General features: G+C 66.7%; 15 protein-coding genes. 10 read left to right on the forward strand and 5 right to left on the reverse strand.

All coding sequences use genetic code 11. The annotated features are described in order from the left end of the window. Window positions 1-56: 56 nt before the first annotated feature. Window positions 57-1,847 (forward strand): aspartate--tRNA ligase, encoded by a 1,791-nt coding sequence (gene aspS / locus M2319_RS17610; protein ID WP_264602776.1) that lies wholly within the window; start codon window positions 57-59, stop codon window positions 1,845-1,847. Between the two features lie 49 nt (window positions 1,848-1,896). On the opposite strand, the gene M2319_RS17615 is transcribed toward aspS, so the two are convergent. Continuing rightward, on the reverse strand, window positions 1,897-3,954 hold the full coding sequence (locus tag M2319_RS17615; RefSeq protein ID WP_264602777.1) for a hypothetical protein: 2,058 nt from the start codon (window positions 3,952-3,954) through the stop codon (window positions 1,897-1,899). 129 nt (window positions 3,955-4,083) lie between these two features. Then, on the reverse strand, window positions 4,084-5,250 hold the full coding sequence (locus tag M2319_RS17620; RefSeq protein WP_264602778.1) for a hypothetical protein: 1,167 nt from the start codon (window positions 5,248-5,250) through the stop codon (window positions 4,084-4,086). Between the two features lie 304 nt (window positions 5,251-5,554). On the opposite strand from M2319_RS17620, the gene speD reads away from it, so the two are divergent. The 6 genes from speD (at window position 5,555) to M2319_RS17650 (ending at window position 13,116) form a co-directional block, all read left to right on the forward strand. After that, window positions 5,555-6,061 carry an adenosylmethionine decarboxylase gene (gene speD / locus M2319_RS17625; RefSeq protein WP_264602779.1) on the forward strand — a complete coding sequence of 169 codons (507 nt, stop codon included), beginning with the start codon at window positions 5,555-5,557 and terminating at the stop codon, window positions 6,059-6,061. Further along, window positions 6,058-6,933: a polyamine aminopropyltransferase gene (gene speE / locus M2319_RS17630; RefSeq protein WP_264602780.1), complete on the forward strand. Its 876-nt coding sequence runs from the start codon at window positions 6,058-6,060 to the stop codon at window positions 6,931-6,933. Before speD ends, speE begins: the two co-directional genes overlap by 4 nt. Window positions 6,934-7,119: 186 nt before the next feature. After that, window positions 7,120-8,376 carry a 6-phosphofructokinase gene (locus M2319_RS17635; RefSeq protein ID WP_264602781.1) on the forward strand — a complete coding sequence of 419 codons (1,257 nt, stop codon included), beginning with the start codon at window positions 7,120-7,122 and terminating at the stop codon, window positions 8,374-8,376. 193 nt (window positions 8,377-8,569) lie between these two features. Beyond that, window positions 8,570-10,177 (forward strand): EAL domain-containing protein, encoded by a 1,608-nt coding sequence (locus M2319_RS17640; RefSeq protein ID WP_264602782.1) that lies wholly within the window; start codon window positions 8,570-8,572, stop codon window positions 10,175-10,177. 394 nt (window positions 10,178-10,571) lie between these two features. Beyond that, window positions 10,572-12,296 (forward strand): dihydroxy-acid dehydratase, encoded by a 1,725-nt coding sequence (ilvD, locus tag M2319_RS17645; RefSeq protein WP_264602783.1) that lies wholly within the window; start codon window positions 10,572-10,574, stop codon window positions 12,294-12,296. Continuing rightward, a complete protein-coding gene (locus tag M2319_RS17650) occupies window positions 12,283-13,116 on the forward strand; it encodes a tetratricopeptide repeat protein (RefSeq protein ID WP_264602784.1) in 834 nt (277 codons plus the stop codon). Before ilvD ends, M2319_RS17650 begins: the two co-directional genes overlap by 14 nt. A gap of 123 nt (window positions 13,117-13,239) precedes the next feature. Here the strand turns inward: M2319_RS17650 and M2319_RS17655 are convergent, their stop codons facing one another. The 3 genes from M2319_RS17655 to erpA all read right to left on the reverse strand — a co-directional run bounded on the left by M2319_RS17655 (window position 13,240) and on the right by erpA (window position 14,810). Then, the gene (locus M2319_RS17655) at window positions 13,240-13,563 is read right to left on the reverse strand and encodes a hypothetical protein (protein WP_264602785.1); all 324 of its coding nucleotides are present in this window, start codon (window positions 13,561-13,563) and stop codon (window positions 13,240-13,242) included. Window positions 13,564-13,692: 129 nt separating this feature from the next. Next, on the reverse strand, window positions 13,693-14,478 hold the full coding sequence (gene xth, locus M2319_RS17660) for an exodeoxyribonuclease III (protein ID WP_264602786.1): 786 nt from the start codon (window positions 14,476-14,478) through the stop codon (window positions 13,693-13,695). Beyond that, window positions 14,475-14,810: an iron-sulfur cluster insertion protein ErpA gene (gene erpA / locus M2319_RS17665; protein WP_264602787.1), complete on the reverse strand. Its 336-nt coding sequence runs from the start codon at window positions 14,808-14,810 to the stop codon at window positions 14,475-14,477. Before erpA ends, xth begins: the two co-directional genes overlap by 4 nt. Before the next feature lie 171 nt (window positions 14,811-14,981). On the opposite strand from erpA, the gene M2319_RS17670 reads away from it, so the two are divergent. The 3 genes from M2319_RS17670 (at window position 14,982) to M2319_RS17680 (ending at window position 21,553) form a co-directional block, all read left to right on the forward strand. Beyond that, window positions 14,982-16,190: a deoxyguanosinetriphosphate triphosphohydrolase gene (locus M2319_RS17670; protein ID WP_264602788.1), complete on the forward strand. Its 1,209-nt coding sequence runs from the start codon at window positions 14,982-14,984 to the stop codon at window positions 16,188-16,190. Window positions 16,191-16,246: 56 nt separating this feature from the next. Continuing rightward, window positions 16,247-18,007 carry an arginine--tRNA ligase gene (gene argS / locus M2319_RS17675; protein ID WP_264602789.1) on the forward strand — a complete coding sequence of 587 codons (1,761 nt, stop codon included), beginning with the start codon at window positions 16,247-16,249 and terminating at the stop codon, window positions 18,005-18,007. Window positions 18,008-18,070: 63 nt separating this feature from the next. Further along, window positions 18,071-21,553, forward strand: a complete 3,483-nt coding sequence (locus M2319_RS17680) for an SPOR domain-containing protein (protein ID WP_264602790.1) — start codon at window positions 18,071-18,073, stop codon at window positions 21,551-21,553. Window positions 21,554-21,588: the final 35 nt, after the last annotated feature.

Raw genomic sequence — 21,588 nt, forward strand, 5'->3', positions numbered from 1 at the left:
GCCAGTCGCGGCAACCGGCGCGAAGGCCGCCTCAACAGCTATTCCCGGGAAGACCCATGCACCCCTATCGAAGCCATCACTGTGGCCAATTGCGCCAGTCCGACGTCGGCGCCACCGTCCGCCTTTCCGGCTGGGTCCATCGCGTGCGCGACCATGGCGGCCTGTTGTTCATCGATTTGCGCGACCACTACGGCCTCACCCAGATCGTCGCCGACCCGGATTCGCCGGCCTTCACGACGGCCGAGAAGGTGCGCTCCGAATGGGTCATCCGCATCGACGGCACGGTCAAGGCGCGCACCGACGAGACCATCAACGACAAGCTGCCGACGGGCCAGGTCGAGGTCTTTGCGAGCGAGATCGAGGTGCTGTCGGCCGCGCGCGAGCTGCCGCTGCCGGTCTTTGCCGAGCCGGAATATCCGGAAGACATTCGCCTGCGCTACCGGTTCCTGGACCTTCGCCGCGAGACCCTCCACGCCAACATCATGAAGCGCAGCGCGATCATTTCCTCGATCCGCCGGCGCATGGTGGAGGAGGGGTTCTTCGAATTCCAGACGCCGATCCTGACGGCCTCGAGCCCGGAGGGCGCTAGAGACTTCCTCGTCCCCTCGCGCATCCATCCAGGAAAATTCTACGCCCTGCCGCAGGCGCCCCAGCAGTTCAAGCAGCTCACCATGGTCGCCGGCTTCGACCGCTATTTCCAGATCGCGCCGTGCTTCCGCGACGAGGACGCCAGAGCCGACCGCTCGCCGGGCGAGTTCTACCAGCTCGACGTGGAAATGAGCTTCGTCACCCAGGACGACGTCTTTGCCGCCGTGGAACCGGTCCTGCGCGGCGTCTTCGAGGAGTTCGCCGACGGCAAGCCGGTGACCCGGTCCTTCCCGCGCATCCCCTATGCGGAGTCCATGCGCAAATACGGCGTCGACAAGCCGGACCTGCGCAACCCCATCGAAATGGAATCGGTGACCGAGCACTTCCGCGGCTCCGGCTTCAAGATCTTCGCCAAGATGATCGAGGGTGACGACAAGGTCGAGGTCTGGGCGATCCCGGCGCCGGGCGGCGGCAGCCGCGCCTTCTGCGACCGCATGAATTCCTGGGCCCAAGGCGAAGGCCAGCCGGGCCTCGGCTACATCTTCTTCCGCGAGGGAGAGGGCGCCGGCCCGATTGCCAAGAACATCGGGCCGGAGCGCACCGAGGCGATCCGCACTCAGCTCGGCCTGAAGGACGGCGACGCCGTCTTCTTCGTTGCCGGCGTGCCTGCCAAGTTTGCGTCCTTTGCCGGTGCCGCCCGCCAGAAGGCCGGCTTCGATCTGAAGATGATCGACGAGGACCGCTTCGAGTTCTGCTGGATCGTCGACTTCCCGATGTTCGAGTGGAACGAGGACGAAAAGAAGATCGACTTCTCGCACAACCCGTTCTCCATGCCCCAGGGCGGCGAGGAGGTGCTGGACGCCGTCATCGCTGGAACCACCAAGGCCGAGGACGTGCTCGCCTACCAGTACGACATCGTCTGCAACGGCATCGAGCTGTCGTCCGGTGCAATCCGGAACCACCTGCCGGCGATCATGAAGAAGGCCTTCTCCATCGCTGGCTACGACGAGGCAGTGCTGGAGGAAAAATTCGGTGGCATGATGCGGGCGCTGGAATACGGCGCCCCGCCGCATGGCGGCATTGCGCCGGGCATCGACCGCATCGTCATGCTTCTGTGCGGCGAGGAGAACCTGCGCGAAGTCGTCATGTTCCCGATGAACCAGCAGGCCGAGGATTTGATGATGGGCGCGCCGTCGTCCGTCTCGCCGCGCCAGCTTCGCGAGCTGCACATCCGGCTCAACCTGCCGGACGAGAAATAGCCGAAGAAAAGCAGACCCGGCGCCTATCGGCGCCGGGTTTTTTCGTTCCCTAGTTGTTTGCCGAGATGCCGATGCCGAGGAGCTTGATGAGCTGGCTCGGCGCCATCATCGCCACCATGCCGAGGATCTGGGTCGCCGGCACCGGCCGCACCGGCTTGGCGACGATGGTCAGCTTCCGCGGATCGTTGAGGAAGTCGGTAGCGGCGGCAAGCACCTCCTCGGTGAAGGCCTGGTCTTCCACAAGGACAAGCGCCTGGGCCAGTTGCGCGATGACGTAGTCGCGGGCACCGAGCGGGCTCAGGCCCTCCTCCTCGGCGAGCCGTGCAATTGCCGTCTGCACCAGCCGCTCGTTCTCCAATTCAAAGCGGATCGATTTGACCGAAAGGGTGGCCAAGGCCGCCTGCGCCTTTTCGGGATCCTCGAAGATGAAGCGCGGCACGCCGCCGATCGTCGCCTCCAGGCGCACCTTGGCGATCCCGTCGGTGTCGAAGATCATCGGCCCGACGATGAGGTCCTTGGTCGCCTCGTCCCAGCGCAGGCGGAGATCACTGTTGCTGCGCACCTGGCTGAGACCCATCGACCGGAGCAATTCCTGCGTCTCGGGATCGTCGCGGAAGGCCGCAATGGGCAGCACCAGGTTGACGATCCGCTCGTGCCAGTCCGTCGGGATCGGCGCGATGTGGTCGCGCATTTCCGACTTGTAGCGCTCCAGCGACACGGAGATGCCGTTCGGCGCCTTGAAGGAGAACTCGTCGATGCCCGCGCTTGCGAGCATCGGGATCACGTCGAGGACGGCGCGGGCCGGCGGATCGCCCTGGTCGGCAATGGACACCAGATGCAGGATGGCGTCGGCCCCGGGGAACACCAGGCCTTCCAGATAGGCGCGCTTGAGGGACATCTCGCCCTGGTCGCCGCCCTTCATGGCGACCCGTTCGACGGCGAACTCCTCAAGCCCGTCCGGCGTGAGGCCGCGCAGCGCGATGCGCTCCACGCCGACCGATGCCTCTCCCTTGGCGTCGATGCTGATGTCGTCGATCGACATGCGATCGATGCCGATCGAGCCGAGCACGGCAAAGCCGAAGGCGGCCGCATCCTGCTCGCTCGGCTGATCGCCGCGCACGATGCGGTCGAAAAAGGCGAACGGCGATACCGCCGGCTGGCGCATCTTGACGCCGTAAAACGCCTGGCGGGAGATGCGGAAGCTCACATCGTCGCCAACGGTGACGACGGTGTCGGCGATCGTGGTTTCCTCTGCGATCGTCTTCAGGTCAGGATCGGTCTCGCCGAACAGGTAGTTCTCCGGGTCGAGCATCCCGATCAGCGCGCCGATGTCCTGGCCGCGATAGATGACGGGCCCCGTCTCGATGCGCATCTTCTGCGGCGGCTCGGTGTCGAAACCGGGCGTGTCGTGGGGTTGCGCACTGGCGGGCCGGGGCATGGTGGTCACCGACGCCATGCCGCCGATGCGGGCAAAGGCGATCCGGCCGTCCTTCATGCCGGAACTCTCGATGTCCTCGTAGGTCGTCACCTGCGGAGACATGTTCGGCTGCTGCTGCTCGATCGTCAGCTTGGTGACGACCGAGCGGCCGTATTCGAACCGGCTGAACCAGCGCAAGTAAGGGAAATAGCTGGAAACGGGCCGGTTGCTGTCGACCTGCACGCTTGGCATGTAGGGCCAGAAGATGTCGGTGGTGTCGGCACCGGTCACAGTGCTGGTCGCGCGTGCCAGCTTGTCGCCGACGCCGAAACGGAAGCTCATCCGGGTGTTGTCGGCATAGCGGAAGCCGTCCATCCGGAACCCGTCATCGACCTCGCGCAGGTTCCGGATTTCGACCGACGGTGCTTCGACGCGGATATCGAATGCCGCGTCTCCCTGGCCGAACGGCAGCGAGACGGGCAACGCGATGACGATATCGGGGATTGTCAGGATGCCGGTGCCCGGATCGTAGTCGATCGGCCCGTGGTCGGCGGTGGTGGCGCCGGCGATGCGGGCCTCGGAGAAAAAGTCCTCGACGATGCCGATCGGATCGGCCGCAGCGGCGATCGGCCAGGCGACCGCGGCGGCCGAAACGAGGCCCATAGACAGGCGGCGGATGGTGCGGGTCATCAAACCAATACTCCCCGTGAAATGCGAAAGGAGGCGCCGGCTGAAAAATGGGTGCCGCATCCTCCGGTCGTGGCGGCGGGCGGAGGCGCAGCAAGCGTGCCGGCGCCTCCGTCTCTGGTCGTTTTGGCTTTACGGGTTGCTGACCTCGACGGCGAGCACCGACGGCAGCGCCTGCGGCGCCATCATCAGCCCGAAGATCTGCGCAAAGGTGACCGGCTGCGGCGGCTTTGCCTCGATCAGGATCGAGCCCTTTTGGCGCAGGAACGTGCCGGCCGCCTTGGCGACCTGTTCCTCGAATTCCTTGTTCTGCAGGAAGCGCAGCATCATCGGCAGGCCGGCGGCCAGTTGCTCGGCGACCTCATCTGCGCTGGCGCCGCCCATTTCCTTGCCCTGGGCCTTCAGCGCCCGCTCTGTGACGCTGTCGTCGTCGAAGCGGATGGCAAGGTTCTGCACGGACACCCCCTGCAGGGCGCCCATCTGCTGCTGGGCGTTGCCGCCGGACTGGAGCTGGGCGACGACCTCGGGCGTCAGGCCACCGACGCCGCCGGTGATCGTCAGCGTGCCGACATCCTCGCCGGAAAGCTTGACTTCCTTGATCGTCACGTCGCCGGAGGCCGGGTCATAGGCGAAATCGACGACGAGCGACAGGCTGACGGTGTCGTAGTCGAAGCGCTCCAGGGCCTTTTTGCCCTCCTCGCTGAGGGCATCCTTGGCAAACACCACGTCCGAGATCTTGAGGCTGCCCGACGTCGGAATGTCGTTCACCATCTCGCCGACCACGACCTCGATCGCTCCGATCGGGACGGTGATGCCGTCCTCGGTCATGAACTTGGCGTCCGCCAGCAGCATGCGATCGAAGTGCGGCTTCGGTTCGTCGCTGCCGGCGGCCTTGATCGCCGCAGCGCTCGGTATGACCGCACCTTCGGTGATGCCGTTGCCGATGGTCAGCGTGGGGCCGTCGTCTTCGCTGAAGGTGACGCCGTCCATGGCGATCGACTCGGCCTTGATCTCGCCGTCTTCGACGGTCGCGTCCTTGATGACCAGGGTGCCGATGGTCGCCTCTTTCTTGCCGCCGGCCTTGGTGCGGGTGACCTTCAGGTCGCTGATCTCGGTCTGGCTCTCGTCACCGCTGACGCTGCCGGCCATCACGCTCGATTCGCCGCTTGCCTCCAGCGACGCGAACAGTGCATCGGCGACGGGATTTCCCGTGGCTTCGAAGCCGTGGCTCGCCGGGGCGCCGACCACCAGGGCGACGAAGGCGAGGGCCGCTACGCCCGGTGATTTGAAAAACGTCATATGTTTTCTCCGATAAAGGCAGCCCCCGTGCCCCTTGTCCGGCTCCGCGCGATCTGGAAGACGGTGCGTCGTCGGCCGGCGGCGGACAGTGTGCGTGACCCGGCCGGGGACGGCAACCCGTTCCGCTCAACTTCGTAAGTATTTTTGTTTAGCTTTGGTCACGGCTTTGCGAGGACCGGAAAAGACATGGCGAATCCGTGTTTTTTGCATGGTTCACGTGTTGAATGTGACGGCCAATCAGCTTATATCCGCGGCTCTCCGGAAAACATCCCGGGTACATCTGCTGGCAGGTCAGGAGGACGCGATGTCAAACGCCGCCCTCTTCCCGCTGGGGATGGACTTGGACGCTCCAAGCATCGCCCAAAAGGAAGATCACGAAACCCACCCCGAAGGCGCTGCGCCCGAGGAGCAACTCAATCTGGACCGCCCCGATCTGGCGCGCAAAGATCATTTCATCGAGAAGAACGGCGTCCGCTGCGCGGGCTCGCACCTGATCATCGACGTTCACGGGGCCGAGCACCTCGACGATTGCGGCCATATCGAAAAGACCCTGGTCGACTGTGTCGAGGCGGCCGGCGCGACGCTCTTGCACATCCATCTGCACCGCTTCGAGCCGAACGGGGTTTCGGGCGTCGCCGTGCTTGCCGAAAGCCACATCTCGGTCCATTCCTGGCCGGAGAACGGCTATGCGGCGTTCGACGTCTTCATGTGCGGGGACGCCATGCCGGAGCGCTGCGTGGAGGTCATCCGCGCCGCCTTCAAGCCGGACCGCATCGTCGTCAGCGAGATCCTGAGGGGGCGGGGAGCTTGAGCGGGCCTCGCTGGTTTTCCGAGACGCTGCACAACGGCCTCCGGTTCTCGCTCGAAGCCTCCGACGTCCTCTACGAGGAAAAGACGGAGCACCAGCATCTGGCGCTGATCGAGAACCCCGCCTATGGCCGCGTCCTGATGCTCGACGGGGTGGTGCAGGTCACCACCCGCGACGAGTTCGTCTACCACGAGATGATGGCCCATGTGCCGATCCTCGCCCATGGCGCGGCGAAAGAGGTGCTGATCGTCGGCGGCGGCGATTGCGGCATGGCGGAGGAGGCGCTGAAGCACAAGGGCGTCGAGCGGCTCACCCAGGTCGAGATCGACGCCTCGGTGGTCGAATTCTCGCGTGAGCACTTCGCCAGCTTCAATGCGCCCGTCTTCGACGATCCGCGCTTCGACCTGGTGATCGCCGACGGCATGAAGTTCGTCGCCGAGACCGACCGGCGCTTCGATGCCATCCTGATCGATTCCACCGATCCAATCGGGCCCGGCGAGGTGCTTTTCAGCCCGGAATTCTACGCCGGCTGCAAGCGCTGCCTGAAGCCGGGCGGCGTGCTCGTTACCCAGAACGGCGTACCGTTCCTGCAAGGCGGCGAACTCGTCTCCAGCATCGGGCATTTCGCAAAACTCTTTGCCGATGCGAGCGCCTATGTGGTGGCGGTGCCGACCTATATCGGCGGCCACATGTCGCTCGGCTGGGCGAGCGACGACGGGGCCCTTCGCACCGTGCCGCTGGAAACGCTCCAGGAGCGCTTTGAGGCTGCCGCGATCGAGACGCGCTACTATACGCCGGAGGTGCACCGGGCGGCCTTCGCCCTGCCGCGCTATATCGGCGATCTCGTCGAAAAGGGCAGGGGCGGCAAGGTCTGACGACCCTTTGCCAGCGATGATTGCGGGAGTGCCGGACAAACGCCCGGCGCTCCCGTTCGTTTTTGTGCGGCGTTGCGGCAATGTCACTGCGCCGCAGCGAAAGGCGGCTAAAATTACCGCCACGATCCTGTATAAGCGGGCCGGGCAAGTCCTGCTGCAATCCATTCGAAAAGGGGAAAACGGTCTATGGCTAAGAACGCATTTTACGCGCAGTCGGGCGGCGTCACCTCGGTCATCAACGCCTCGGCCTGCGGCGTCATCGAGACCGCGCGCGCCAATGCCGGCAAGATCGGCACCGTCTATGCCGGCCGCAACGGCATCATCGGCGCGCTGACGGAGGACCTGATCGACACCTCCAAGGAATCGGACGCCGACATCGCGGCCCTGCGCCACACGCCGTCCGGCGCCTTCGGCTCCTGCCGCTACAAGATGAAGAGCCTTGAGGACAACCGGCGCGAATACGAGCGCCTGATCGAGGTCTTCAAGGCCCACGACATCGGCTATTTCTTCTACAATGGCGGCGGCGATTCCGCCGACACCTGCCACAAGGTCTCGCAGATATCCGAATCCCTCAGCTTCCCGATCCAGGCCATCCACGTCCCCAAGACCGTCGACAATGACCTGCCGATCACCGACAACTGCCCGGGCTTCGGCTCGGTCGCCAAATACATCGCCGTCTCGACCCGCGAGGCCTCGTTCGACGTCAACTCCATGGCGCTGACCTCCACCAAGGTGTTCGTGCTTGAGGTGATGGGGCGCCACGCCGGCTGGATCGCGGCCGCCGGCGGCCTTGCCGCCGACGCCGACAACGACATCCCTGTCATCATCATCTTCCCCGAAGTGCCGTTCGAGCAGGAAAAGTTCCTCGCCGCCGTCAAGGCCAAGGTGGACTCGCACGGCTACTGCACCGTCGTCGTTTCCGAAGGCGCCCATTGGCAGGACGGCACCTTCCTCGCCGACCAGGGCACCCGCGATGCTTTCGGCCATGCCCAGCTTGGCGGCGCCGCTCCGGTCGTCGCCAACATGGTCAAGGACGCCCACGGCTACAAGTTCCACTGGGCCGTCGCCGACTACCTCCAGCGCGCCGCCCGGCACCTCGCTTCCAAGACCGACGTCGACCAGGCCTATGCGCTTGGCAAGGCGGGAGTGGAAATGGCGTTGGCCGGTGAGAACGCCATCATGCCGACGGTCGTGCGCACCTCTGACGATCCCTACACCTGGGAGATCGGCAAGGCGCCGCTCGCCGACGTTGCCAACGTTGAAAAGATGATGCCGAAGGAGTTCATCTCCGAGGACGGCTTCGGCATCACCGAGGCCTGCCGGAAGTACCTTCTGCCGCTGATCGGCGGCGAGGACTATCCGCCCTACAAGGACGGCATGCCGGTCTTCGTCACGCTGAAGAACGTGGCGGTCGATAAGAAGCTGCCGGAATTCAAGATGTAGCAGCGGCTGCGGCCAGCGACGGCTGGCCCGCGATCGACGGATTATCGGGGCGGCGTTGCCTGGCAGCGCCGCCCCGATGGCGTTTTTGGAAACCCGTTCCGCGGGCGGTATTCGGTTAACCCTGTTCAGCAGTCATTTACCCAAAAACGGCAGACTGTCGGCGTCGAAACCCGTGCACGCGGACAGTGTTCCCTTGTTAGGCCGCAGCCTTCCCTTCCTCCGTGCTTTCCTGACGGCGCTGCTGCTGGCGATCGGGCCGTTCCTGCTCGCCCGCTTCATCCTGCAGAGCCACGCGGAGCGCCGCGGCATGGAAGAGCTGCACGGCGCGGCCCTGCGCTACGTGCACCGGGCCGACCGGGTCATCTCCGAGGCGACGCACGCGCTCCACGTCCTGCACGACAAGAAGCAGACGGACTGCTCGCCGTCCTCCCGCGAAGGCTTCATCGAGGCCGCCCGCGGCTCCGGCTTCATCGATTCGGTCGGCATGGTCGATGAGAAGGGCCTTGCCATGTGCCTGGAGCCGGCCGGTCGCTCGGCCGCCGCGACGCTGCTGCCGCCCTACCGCAAGTCGGCCTCGTCGATCGCCATGGGCATCGTCGGCGACGCCAAGGGCGAGAACGCGGCCGTCATCGGCTGGGCCCTGAAGGACGGGCGCCGGCTGGTCGCCCGCCTCGCGCCCCAGGTCCTCGACATCGATCCCGGCCCGGAAAACCTGCGCGACCGGATGCACGCGGTCGTTCGCCTGAAGGACGGCACGATCTGGCTGGAGGAGGGCAAGTCGCTGCGCGACGAGGGCGGCGACTGGCTGGAAGCGACCCGGACCTCGCGCCATTTCCCCGTCAGCGTCAGCCTTTCCGCGCCCTGGAGCGCGGCCTGGGCGCCGATCCAGCCGCTCAACGTGCTGGTCACCGCCTGTTCCATCGCCTTCGGCCTCATCATCATGATCGTGTCGCTGCGCATGGCCATGGTCGCCGCCCGCAACGACAGCAGCGAGTTCCTGGAGGCGATCGTCAAGCAGGAGTTCGTGCCCTACTACCAGCCGGTCGTCGACATCGAGACCGGGCACCTGCGCGGCTGCGAGGTGCTGGCGCGCTGGGCCAAGCCCGACGGCACCATCGGCTATCCCGGCTCGTTCATGCCGTTTGCCGAAAACAGCGGCCACATCGTGGAAATCACCCGCCAGCTCATGCGCAAGACCCGCGACGAGCTGGGGCCCCTTTACGCAGACCGCCCGGAACTGAAGGTCTCCATCAACCTCTCCGCCATCCACTTCAAGGACCGGAGCACCATCGAGGACATCGAGGAGATCTTCGGCGAAGGGCCGATCAGCTACCGCCAGCTCGTTTTCGAGGTCACCGAGCGCCAGCCGCTCGCCGACATGGACAAGGCGCGCAAGATCATCGCCGAACTCCATGCCCTCGGCGTGCGCATCGCTCTCGACGACGTCGGCACCGGCCACAGCGGGCTCGCCTACCTGCAGATGCTCGGCGTCGACATCGTCAAGATCGACAAGATGTTCATCGACACGCTGCTGACCGACGAGAACGCCGACGCCATCGTCGACAAGCTCGTCCAGCTTGCGGCCAATCTGCACATGGGGATCATCGCCGAGGGCGTCGAGCACGCCGAGCAGGTCGACCGCCTGCGCGAACTCGGCGTCACGGCCGCGCAGGGTTTTCTGTTCGCCCCGGCGCTCCCGGGCAAGGTCTATATCGATCTCGCCAGGGCGATGGCGCCGCCGCCGAAAGCCGAAGCGCGGGCCGACGAGGGCGAGGTGCCGAGCATTGCGGCAAGCGCCTGACGGCGCCGGATACGGCATCGGCACGGCCGGTCCGACACCGTAAAAGACACCGTTCCGGCACCGGTTTTCGCGCACACGGTAAACGCCCCGGGAACGCAAAGGCGAAGCCCCGCAACGCCCCGCAATAGTCTCCGGGAGGCGAATGTGTCGTTGATGCAACACACAGCCTTTGATCGATCGACTATACCCGGCGGGGCGAGAATATGCCGCCGTTCGGCCACAAAGTGGGACGAGGAAGTCTCCCATGCGCGATGCCCTCAAAGGGGATCGTCTGATCGGTCCGAGCGGCGGACAAAAGGAGGCACGGCGCCTGCGCTTTTCAAGGAATTCGACGCAGTAAGCCGCGCTCCAGGACCCGACAACCGAAACCGCACGACCGATAGGGAATTGAGAGATGGACGCCAAGGTTTTTGACAAGTCGCGACTGCCGAGCCGCCATGTGACCGAAGGGCCGCAGCGGGCGCCGCATCGCTCCTATTACTACGCCATGGGCCTTGGTCCGGACCAGATCAACCAGCCCTTCGTCGGCGTCGCCTCGTGCTGGAACGAGGCCGCGCCCTGCAACATTTCGCTGATGCGCCAGGCCCAGGCCGTCAAGCAGGGCGTCGCTGCGGCCCACGGCACGCCGCGCGAGTTCTGCACCATCACCGTCACCGACGGCATCGCAATGGGCCACCAGGGCATGAAGGCCTCGCTGACGAGCCGCGAGGTCATCGCCGACTCCGTCGAGCTGACCATGCGCGGCCACTGCTACGACGCCCTCGTCGGCATGGCCGGCTGCGACAAGTCCCTGCCGGGCATGATGATGGCCATGTGCCGTCTCAACGTGCCCTCGATCTTCATCTATGGCGGCACCATCCTGCCGGGCACCTACCGCGGCAAGGACGTCACCGTGGTCGACGTCTTCGAGGCCGTCGGCCTGCACTCGGTCGGCCGCATGAGCGACAGCGACCTTGAGGAGCTGGAGCAGGTCGCCTGTCCGTCCGCCGGCTCCTGCGGCGGCCAGTTCACCGCCAACACCATGGCCACCGTCTCCGAGGCAATCGGCCTGGCGCTGCCCTATTCGGCCGGCGCGCCGGCGCCTTACGAGATCCGCGACCGCTTCTGCATGGCTGCCGGCGAACAGGTGATGCAACTCATCGCCCACAACATCCGCCCGCGCGACATCGTCACCCGCGAGGCGCTGGAGAATGCCGCGACCGTCGTCGCCGCCTCCGGCGGCTCGACCAATGCGGCCCTGCACCTGCCGGCGATCGCCCATGAATGCGGCATCGAGTTCGACCTCTTCGACGTCGCGGAAATCTTCAAGAAGACCCCGTACATTGCCGACCTGAAGCCGGGCGGCAAATACGTCGCCAAGGACATGTTCGAGGCCGGCGGCATCCCGATGCTGATGAAGACGCTGCTCGACAACGGCTTCCTGCACGGCGACTGCCTCACCGTCACCGGCCGCTCGATCGCTGAGAACCTGGAGAAGGTTCGCTGGAACGAGCACCAGGACGTGATCTACCAGGCCAGTACCCCGATCAAGCCGACGGGCGGCGTCGTCGGCCTCAAGGGCAACCTCGCCACCGACGGCGCGATCGTGAAGGTCGCGGGCATGCAGAACCTGAAGTTCTCCGGCCCGGCGCGCTGCTTCGATTCCGAGGAAGAGTGCTTCGAGGCCGTGTCCAACCGCCGGTACGAGGAGGGCGACGTCCTCGTCATCCGCTATGAGGGGCCGCGCGGCGGTCCCGGCATGCGCGAGATGCTGTCGACCACGGCCGCGCTCTACGGCCAGGGCATGGGCGACAAGGTCGCGCTGATCACCGACGGCCGGTTCTCCGGCGCCACCCGCGGCTTCTGCATCGGCCATGTCGGCCCGGAAGCGGCGGTCGGCGGCCCGATCGGCCTCCTGAAGGACGGCGACATCATCGAAATCGACGCCATCGAGGGCCGGCTCGATGTCAAGCTCGACGACGCGGAACTCCAGAAGCGGCGCGCCGAATGGCAGCCGCGCGAGACCCTGTACACCACCGGCACGTTGTGGAAATACGCCCAGACCGTGGGCCCCGCCTACAAGGGCGCGGTCACCCATCCGGGCGGAGCTGCGGAAAAAATTTGCTATGCGGACCAGTAGTGCGTCACGGTTCCCGGCGGCAGTCGCCGCCGGAGCCGTTGCGGCAAGTCTCCTGACGGCGGCCGTTCCGGCCCTTGCCTTCGACGGGACGACGGCGGTAGCGCCGTCCGACCGCTCGCCGGTCGAGGCGTTCCGGACCGGCGCGCGCGCCTACTACGCCGGCGACAAGGACGCCGCCGTGGATGCGCTCAGCTTCGCTGCCGACAAGGGACATCCGCTGGCGCAATGGAAGCTCGGACGGATGTATGCCTCAGGCGACGGCGTCGCCGAGGACGACATGAAGGCGTTCGAGTATTTCCGCAGTATTGCCAACGCCCACGCCGACGAGGCGCCGTCGTCTCCGGACGCGCCGTTCGTCGCCAATGCCTTCGTGGAGCTCGGCTCCTACTATCTGAGCGGCATCAAGGACACCGCGATCGAGCCGAATGCCCGCCGCGCCCGCGAGATATTCTCCTATGCGGCGTCCTATTTCGGCGACGCCAACGCCCAGTTCCAGCTCGCCCGCATGTATCTGGACGGCAGCGGCGGCAAGCGCGACGGCCGCCAGGCGGCCCGCTGGCTGCAGCTCGCGGCAAAGAAGGGCCACTACCAGGCACAGGCGCTGCTCGGCAAACTGCTGGTCGACGGCGAAGTCGTGCCGCAACGCCCGACGGCGGGCCTGACCTGGCTGACGATCGCCCGCCACCAGGCGGTGCTGCCGAAGGACCAGTGGATCCTCGACAGCCAGGAAGCCGCCTTCGCCGCGGCGACCGAGACCCAGCGCCGCAAGGCCTCGAACCGCGCCGAAAGCTGGATCGCGACCTACGCCTCGGCGCAGTAGGGCAGGGCGCCCGATGCGCTCCGTGGCGGGCCGGACCGGCTGCCGCAAGCGCCGCCCCAGCCGGTAACTTATGGCGCGAGATCGCGCCGTCGTAACAGCTTCAGATTGATGCGTTAAGACCCGTTAGCCGTTGTCCTGTCCTGCCGGATCGGCCCGCCTGTTTGCCGGCGCATCGCGCGTCGCTGCGGCGGGTTTCCTTCCTCCCCGTCCGCCGGGTCGGGCCAACGGCGCCCAGTTCAACACGTAATGTCCCGCGCGCGCCCGGCCGGGCGTTACCGCGAGCGGGCAGCCCTTTTCAAGGAAATGCCAGGACGTGTTGTTGAGAACCATCTCGCAGCGCGCCATCCGTTCGCCTTGCGGCGTCTTCAGGCACACGGTGCTGCCGAGTTGATAGGACTGGCCCTGGTAGCGGCAGGAGCAGGGCACCTTCGGGCCGGCGGCAAGCACCGGGGCCCCGGCCAGTGTGAGGGCAGGGGCCGCAAGGAAGGCTGCCGTCGTGAGTGCGCGAACTATCCCATTGCGGCCAATGTAGCACGCAACGGGCGTTTCTGCGAATGGCTGGCGTGTGGCGCGGCTTCAGTTGAGTTCGATGCGCACCGGCACATGGTCGGACGGCTTTTCCCAGCCGCGCACATGCTTTTCGATGGTGACGCCGGCAAGCCGGTCGGCCGCCTGGGGCGACAGCATCAGATGGTCGATGCGGATGCCGTTGTTTTTCTGCCAGGCGCCGGCCTGGTAGTCCCAAAAGGTGTAGAGCCCGTCGGCATCGCTTGAGGCCCTCAGCGCATCGGTCATGCCGAGATTGGCGAGCCGCCGGAACGCCCCCCGCGATTCGGGCCGAAAGAGCGCATCGCCGACCCAGTCGTCGGGATGCTTTGCGTCGCCCGGCATCGGGATGACGTTGTAGTCGCCGGCAAGGATGAGCGGCTCCTCCAGCGCCAGCCGGTCGCGGGCGAACGCCTCCAGCCGCTCCAACCAGGACAGCTTGTAGGGGAACTTGTCCGAATCGACCGGATTGCCGTTCGGAAGGTACAGGCAGCAGACGCGGAGCGCGCCGCCCTCGACCGAGACGACCGCTTCCAGGAAGCGCGCCTGCTCGTCCTCGTCGTTGCCGGGCAGGCGGGGCGTTGCCTCGTCGATCGGCAGCCGCGACAGGATCGCGACGCCGTTGAAGCCTTTCTGGCCGTGGGTGACGACGTTGTAGCCGATCTCCTCGAAACGCTCCTTCGGGAAGCCCTCGTCGACCGACTTGATCTCCTGCAGGCAGGCAATGTCGGGCTTCGATTCCTCAAGCCATGTCAGGACGTTGTCGATGCGTGCCTTGATCCCGTTGACGTTCCAGGTCGCCACCGAGACCGTCATATGGAAAAGCTCGTGCCGCAGCCGCAGGAGGCCGTCGCCTGCGGGTTCTTGATCTGGAACGACTGGCCCATCAGATCGTCGACGAAGTCGATCTCCGAGCCTTCCAGAAACTGCAGGGAGACCGGATCGATGACGACGGTGGCATCCTGCTTTTCGATGACGATGTCATCGCTGGCGCGCTCGCGCACCAGGTCGTATTTGTATTGGAAGCCGGAGCAGCCGCCGCCCTCGACGCTGACCCGCAGCATCGTGCCTGCGTCTTCCGCGGCAAGGATCTTGGCGATGCGCGTTGCTGCGCGATCGGTTACGACAACGTCTGTTGTGGCGGTCATGCCAGTCTCGCTCATGGGTGTCTCGCTCGTGGCTGGGCGACGGGCGGCCGGCACATCGTTGCCGGGACGTCACCTTGTGTTCGTCGTTGCCAAATAGTTATGAACGACGGCGATTGAGTCAATTGCGCGGTCGCCGCCTGCGGCCATCATCAGAATCGGGGGACAGGGAAGGTGCCGCGTTATTCACCGCCGCCGCGCGCGCCGATTGCCGCCGACCCGAACGCCAGCCGCGGGCGCCTTTTCGACGAGCCGGCAAGCAGCACGCGCACGCCCTTCCAGCGCGACCGCGACCGGGTCATCCATTCCGCCGCGTTCCGGCGCCTGAAGCACAAGACCCAAGTCTTCGTATACCACGAGGACGACCATTTCCGCACAAGGCTGACCCATTCCATCGAAGTCGCCCAGATCGCCCGCTCGCTGGCAAGGACGCTCGGCCTCGACGAAGATTTGGCAGAAGCGCTGGCGCTCGCCCACGACCTCGGCCACACGCCCTTCGGCCACGAGGGCGAGGAGAGGCTCGACGAGTGCATGGCCGGCTATGGCGGCTTCGACCATAACGCCCAGTCGCTCCGCATCGTCACCCGGCTGGAACAGCGCTACGCCGATTTCGACGGCCTCAACCTGACCTGGGAGACACTGGAAGGCCTCGTCAAGCACAACGGCCCGCTGACGGACCGTACGGGAACGCCCATCGGCCGCTATGCCGGCCGCCCGTTGCCCCACGCCATCCGCTCCTACGAGCCCCTGCATGACCTGATGCTGTGGTCCTGGCCGTCGGCCGAGGCGCAGATCGCTGCCATTGCCGACGATATCGCCTACAACGCCCATGACATCGACGATGGCCTGAGGGCCGACCTCTTCACCGCCGCGGATCTCCTCGATGTGCCGCTCGTCGGCCCGACGCTTGCCGACCTCAACCGCGCCTATCCGGGGCTGGAGCGCTCGCGCCTCATCCACGAGACGGTGCGCCGGCTGATCGGCACCTTCGTGCGCGACGTCGCCGAGGAAGTGCGCATGCGGATCGCGCGATCGAAGGTCGACACGCCCGAGGCGGTGCGCCTCCTCGACCACCCGCTCGTCGCCTTTTCGGAACGCATCGCCGGGCCGGAACGGGCGATCAAGAAATTCCTGTTCGAGCGCATGTACCGCCACCCCTCGGTGATGGAGGCGCGGGCACGGGCCGGCAAGGTCGCGCGCGACCTCTTTGCCGCCTTCTTCGCCGATCCCGACCTGATGCCGGAGGAATGGCACCAGGGGCTGGAAGGGGCGGCGCCGGACAAGCTGGCCCGCCGGGTCTGTGATTACATCGCCGGAATGACCGACCGCTACGCCTGGCGCGAGCACGAGCGGCTGTTTGACGATACCCCGGAATTGCGATAGGTGCCGGCCAAATCGCCGGCCGCGCCTCGCGCCCGAACAACCCAGAAAAGCGAAACATGGATATCTTCAAAGACTTCGCATCGCGCATTAAGAAAATCATAGAACAATCTGATATCAAGGCGAAAGATGGTGGTGAGCTTGATCTCGCCAACGTCGTCGTCGAGCCGCCGCGCGACCCGTCTCATGGCGATCTGGCCTCCAACGCGGCCCTGGTGCTGGCAAAGCCGGCAGGTCAAAAGCCCCGCGACATCGCCGAGGCGCTCGCCGCCAAGCTCGGCGAGGACGCGGATGTCGCCGCCGTCGAGGTCGCCGGTCCCGGCTTCATCAACATCCGCCTCGAACCCGGCTTCTGGGCGCGCCACCTGAAGGCCGTGATCGGAGCGGGCGACGCCTACGGCAAGGGTGCCATCGAGACCGACGAGAAGGTCAATATCGAGTACGTTTCGGCCAACCCGACCGGGCCGATGCATGTCGGCCACTGCCGCGGCGCCGTCGTCGGCGACGCGCTCGCCAACCTCCTGGAATATGCCGGCTACGATGTCGGCCGCGAGTACTACATCAACGATGCCGGCGTGCAGGTCGACGTCCTCGCCCGCTCCGCCTATCTGCGCTACAAGGAGGCGATCGGCGAGGAGATCGGCGCGATCCCGGAAGGCCTCTATCCGGGCGACTACCTGAAGCCGGTCGGCCAGGCGATCGCAGAAAGCCATGGCGACAGCCTCCTTGGCATGGACGAGGCGGACTGGCTGCCGGTCGTCCGCGAGACCACCATTTCCATGATGATGGCGATGATCCGCGAGGACCTCAAAGCCCTCAACGTCCGCCACGACATCTTCTTTTCCGAACGCTCGCTGGTCGCCGGCGACCAGGACCGCGTCGCCGATGCGATCGCCTCCCTGCGGGAAAAGGGCCTGATCTATCTCGGCACCCTGCCGCCGCCCAAGGGTCAACTGCCCGACGACTGGGAAGACCGCGAGCAGACGCTGTTCCGCTCCACCGACTTCGGCGACGACATCGACCGCGCGCTCCTGAAGTCCGACGGCAGCTACACCTATTTCGCCTCCGACATCGCCTATCACTACGACAAGTTCCTGCGCGGCTTCACCACGCAGATCGACGTCCTCGGCGCCGACCATGGCGGCTACGTCAAGCGCATGCAGGCGGCCGTCACCGCCGTCACCGGCGGCAAGGCGGCGCTCGACGTCAAGCTCTGCCAGCTCGTCAAGCTGTTCCGGGCCGGCGAGCCGGTCCGTATGTCGAAGCGCTCCGGCGACTTCATCACCCTGCGCGACGTCGTCGAGGAGGTTGGCCGCGACGCCGTGCGCTTCATGATGCTCTACCGCAAGAACGACGCGCCGCTCGATTTCGACTTCCAGAAGGTCACCGAGCAGTCGCGCGACAACCCGGTGTTCTATGTCCAATACGCCCATGCCCGCTGCGCCTCGGTGTTCCGCCAGGCCGCGAACGAGCTGCCGGGCCTCGACCTGACGCCGGCCGCGCTGGAGGCCGCGCCGCTGGACCTTTTGACCGACGAGGGCGAGATCGCGCTCATTGCCAAGATCGCCGAATGGCCGCGCCTGGTGGAGGCGGCAGCCCTCGCCCACGAGCCGCACCGGGTCGCGTTTTATCTTTACGACCTGGCAAGTGCGCTCCACGCCCAGTGGAACAGAGGCAAGGATTTGCCTCAATTACGCTTTATTAACGTTGAAGACAGACAGTCATCCTTAGCCAGACTTGCCCTCGTTCACAGTGTTCAACTGGTCATTCAAGCGGGTCTGGCTATTCTGGGCGCCAGCGCGCCGGATGAAATGCGTTAAGACACGGTGGTCTGATCGGCGAGGGATCATGCGTGTCGTATTCAGCGTAGGAACTCTGCCGAAATGTCCAAAGAAGCCAAGAAACTCGGGCCAGGCTACGAGCGCCATGAGCGGGACGACCGGCCCTATGAGGAAGATCCGCTGGTCGAGCTGGCGCGGATCGTCAGTGGCGGCCCGCTCTATCCGCGGCGCAACAACCCCGCGCCGCAACAGGCGGCATCCGACAACGAGGCCCCTGAGGACGACGCGCCGGAGGCGAGCGATTCCGTAGCGCCCTCCGACGGGCCGCAGCCCACGGCGCGCGAGCCGGAAGACGACGTCTTTGCCGGCGATCCGACGGCCGATCTGGAGCGCGAGCTTCTGGCCGAGTTCGAGGCGAGCTTCTCGCCGCCCGAGCCGGAACCCTATTCGCCCGAAGAGCGCGCGCCGGCTCCGGAAGTCGAGGAAGCTGCGCAAGAGTGGAGCGCGCCGGCGGAAGCCGATGAACCCGCGCCCGCCGAGGATTTTTCGGCCGACGATCCGGCAACGCCCGACGTAGCTGATGACCGCGCCGAGCCGTCATTGGAGGCCGACGAGGCCGAGGACCAGATCGCCGGCTATCCCCTCGATGCCGCGGTTCCCGAACCCGTGGCGCCGGACGACGATATTGCCGAAGAGACTGTGCCGGAAATCGAGCTACCGGGCGAGGACGAGACCCCGACGGCCGAAACCGATGCGCCTGAGGTTTTCGCTGAACCGGACACCGCCGACGCCGAAGCGTCCGGGTCCGAAGGTTTCGAGGTCGGGCCGGCCGAGCCGGATACGGGCGAATCTGAGACGGTCGAGGCCGAGGCCAAAGAGCCGGAGCGCCCGGAGCCGCTCGATCTCGCCAGCCAGCTCAGCGCCATTCTCGGCACCCGCGTGACGCCGACGACGGCTCGTCCGGGCGCGAATCGGGACGAGCCCTCCGAGCCCGCGATCGAGGGCGGGTCGGCCTCGCTGCTGGCGCGCATGCGCCGCGGCTTTGAGGAGACGACGCCGCACCGTGAGCCGTCCGTGCAGGACGAGCCGGTCGCCCGTGACGAGCCGGTCGCCGAAGACGAGGCTCCGGCCGTCACCGCCGCGGAAGACCCCGAAACCGATATCGCGCCGCCGGTCGAGACCGCGTCCCGCGACGAGGAGCCGGCCGAGACGGCGGCCCCTGAAATCGATCTCGACGACCTGGAAGGCGCGCTCGCCGCCGCCGTCGGCGAGGCGATCGCCAACGACCCGGAAATCTCCCAGCCGCGCTTCGAGCCGTCCTTCGCGGACGAGCCGCCGGCCGATCTCGACCTGACGCCGTTGCCGGAAACGCCGGACCCGACCGTCGACGAGACCGAAGCCGATGACGCGCCCGAAGTGATCACCGAGGCGCCGTCGGCGGAAGACGACATCGCCTGGAAGGGCCCCGACGTCAGGTCCGACAGCCGGTACGACGAGGACGACGACGCGGATTATGCCGAGGAGGACCGGATCGAGCCCGGCCTCGGCGTGGACGTCGCTGCCGACGACAGCAGCATCGAGGCGGTAGAAGCGGCGCTGTTCCCGGAAGTGACGTCCGGCGAGCCCTACCGCATCGACGAGCGTTACGCGCCCGAGCCGGACGTGCCCGAAGCGCCGGAAGAGCCGGACGTGGCCGAAACGGCCGCGGAGCCGGAGGAAGGCGACGCCTATCCCGAGGTTTACGCCGCGGCTCCCGCCGACGCTGCGAGTTATGAAGAATCCTACGACGCCGACGGTTATCCGGTTGCCGCAGAGGCTCGCGACGGCGAAGAGGGCCCGGCGGCCTATGCAGAGGACGGGGCCGAAGGCGAAGCGGACTATCCCGTCGAGGGCTATGCCGACGTCGAAGGCTACGAGGACGGCGCGGACGACGACCGCGAGTTCGTGCCGCGTGAATACCGCTCCGACGCCTACGACCCGGCTTTCGACGATGCCGCGCTGGAGCCGCCGCGGGTCGCCGTCGATCTCGACGAGGCCTATGGCGCGCCCGTCGCCGCCGGCTACGAGACCGACCGCTACGCAGAGGACTATCCGGCCGAGGCCTACCATGGCGAGGCCGGCTATGCGCCGGACGGCGACTATTCCGATAGCGACGACATCGCGCTGGCGGCCGAGGAGGCCGCGCCGCAATATTCCGGCGACGACCAGCTGCCGCCGCATACCGAAGAGGAGCTCGAAGCGAGCCCCGCGGACGGAGATCGCGGCCGCGGCATGATGGTCGCTGCCGTCATCGGCGGCATCGTCGTGCTCGGCCTTGCCGGCTTCCTCGGCTACCGGTTCCTGGCCGGCGACGAGGCGAGCGGCCCGCCGCCGATGATCTATGCCGACACCGGCGAGGTGAAGGTGAAGCCCGAAGAGCCGCAGGGCACGGGCGAGCCGGAACGCTCCAAGCTGATCTACGACCGCGTCGGCGGCACCGGCGAGCCCGGCGAGGAGCGCCTGATCGTGCGCACCGAGGAGCCGGTCGACCCGCTGGCGACCGAGGGCGAGACCGGCGTGCCGGAGGCCGAGGCCCGCGGTGCCGTGCCGCGGCGCGTGCGGACCGTCGTTGTCCGCCCGGACGGCACCATCGTCGACCAGTCGGACGAAGAGGCCCCCGCGGCCGCTGCGCCGGTCGACACCGTGCGCATCCGCCCGACCACCGACGATATCGGCGCGACCGCCGATGAGGCTGCGGAAGGCACCGACACGGCCGAGGCCGATGACACCGATCTCCTTGCCGGCAACGCCGATGCGCCAGAGGTCTCCGGCGAGGCCGACGTGCCGCGGCCGAAGCCCGGCACCGAACTTGCCGCGCTCGACACGGGCGAGACGTCCCTCGAGGATACCGAGCCCGTCGAAACGTCGGACGATGTCGTTTCGGCCGCGGACGAGGAGGCGGCCGGCGAGCCGGACACCGCCGAGGATGCGGCAACGGCCGACGAGGCCAGCGACGCGGCTGGAACCGAGGTCGCAAGCCGCGAGCCGGCGCCGCGCCAGATCCAGACCGAAGCCCCGGCGAGCCGGCCGGCAACGCCCGCCGTGCCGCGCAACGCCAGGCGGCCCGAAGCCCGTCCCGCGACACCGGATTCGCCCGTCTCGCCGACCGCCCGCCGGGTCACCACCCAGCCGGTGCGCACGCAAGGCCGGGACGTTCCGCCGACGAATCGCGGCGCCAGCGGTCCGCTCGACCTGACCGCGGCGGCCCGCGCCCCGGCGGTCACCCCGCCGCCGTCGGCACCGCCTGCCAACGCCGCCGAGGCGGCCGCGGCAACGCCCGCTACGGCGGCGACCCCGGCCGGCACCTACAGCGTCCAGGTATCCTCGCAGCGCAGCGAGGCCCAGGCCCAGGAAGCCTACAAGTCGCTGCAGAGCCGTTACCCGCAGCTTTTCAACAACCAGAACGCCATGATCCTGCGCGCCGATCTCGGCGACAAGGGCACCTATTACCGGGTGCGGGTCGGGCCGATGGACCGGGGCGAGGCAAACAGCTTCTGCACCAACCTGAAGAGCGCCGGCGGCGACTGTTTCATCCGTCGCAACTGACGGACGCCGCCGCTTGAAAGCGTCTTGACCCGGCC

Origin of the sequence: Rhodobium gokarnense (genome assembly GCF_025961475.1) — a bacterium.
Lineage (GTDB): Bacteria > Pseudomonadota > Alphaproteobacteria > Rhizobiales > Rhodobiaceae > Rhodobium > Rhodobium gokarnense.

Bases quoted from the DNA above. Each gene is read 5' to 3' on its own strand.
- M2319_RS17615 (WP_264602777.1), bottom strand. From the start codon at position 3,954: ATGACCCGCACCATCCGCCGCCTGTCTATGGGCCTCGTTTCGGCCGCC.
- argS (WP_264602789.1), top strand. From the start codon at position 16,247: ATGGATATCTTCAAAGACTTCGCATCGCGCATTAAGAAAATCATAGAA.
- ilvD (WP_264602783.1), top strand. From the start codon at position 10,572: ATGGACGCCAAGGTTTTTGACAAGTCGCGACTGCCGAGCCGCCATGTG.
- speD (WP_264602779.1), top strand. From the start codon at position 5,555: ATGTCAAACGCCGCCCTCTTCCCGCTGGGGATGGACTTGGACGCTCCA.
- M2319_RS17620 (WP_264602778.1), bottom strand. From the start codon at position 5,250: ATGACGTTTTTCAAATCACCGGGCGTAGCGGCCCTCGCCTTCGTCGCC.
- erpA (WP_264602787.1), bottom strand. From the start codon at position 14,810: ATGACCGCCACAACAGACGTTGTCGTAACCGATCGCGCAGCAACGCGC.
- M2319_RS17680 (WP_264602790.1), top strand. From the start codon at position 18,071: ATGTCCAAAGAAGCCAAGAAACTCGGGCCAGGCTACGAGCGCCATGAG.
- xth (WP_264602786.1), bottom strand. From the start codon at position 14,478: ATGACGGTCTCGGTGGCGACCTGGAACGTCAACGGGATCAAGGCACGC.
- M2319_RS17650 (WP_264602784.1), top strand. From the start codon at position 12,283: ATGCGGACCAGTAGTGCGTCACGGTTCCCGGCGGCAGTCGCCGCCGGA.
- M2319_RS17635 (WP_264602781.1), top strand. From the start codon at position 7,120: ATGGCTAAGAACGCATTTTACGCGCAGTCGGGCGGCGTCACCTCGGTC.
- aspS (WP_264602776.1), top strand. From the start codon at position 57: ATGCACCCCTATCGAAGCCATCACTGTGGCCAATTGCGCCAGTCCGAC.